Source organism: Streptococcus sp. HMSC072D05, from assembly GCF_001815805.1.
Lineage (GTDB): Bacteria > Bacillota > Bacilli > Lactobacillales > Streptococcaceae > Streptococcus.
In genome coordinates, this window is record NZ_KV822012.1 from 1 (window position 1) to 416 (window position 416).

The 416-nt window shown below is 25.7% G+C and carries 1 protein-coding gene; it reads left to right on the forward strand.

The genetic code is table 11. The features are described from left to right. Window positions 1–131: 131 nt before the first annotated feature. On the forward strand, window positions 132–416 hold a 285-nt coding region (locus tag HMPREF3057_RS03915), incomplete at its 3' end, for a replication initiation protein (RefSeq protein ID WP_142350337.1).

A 416-nucleotide genomic window follows, 5' to 3' on the forward strand; every position in this document is an offset into this window, starting at 1 on the left:
TAAATAAGTTGCCTTTGTAGTTGAAACAATGTTATTATAGCTTTAAATTAAAATATTTTCATACTATTAAGGAACCTATTATTTTTTATAGTGTCCTATTGTTTGTTTATTGTTTAGGAGGCTTTATAAACATGTCTGGAGAAACTGTTGTCTATCAAAATGAAATGAATTTAGTTCCTTTACGTAAGTTTACCAGCACAGAAATCGATATATTTTTTAGTCTTTGTAATAAATTAAAAGAACAAGATATAAAAGAATTAGCCATTCCTTTTGATGAGTTACGTCACTTAAGTAATTACTATCATCGTTCTTTAAAACGTTTTGTTAAAGACTTAGAACATGTATACGATAAGATGTTAACTTTAACTTATACTCAACGAAGTGGTTTATCATTCAAAAAATTTGTATTGTTTACA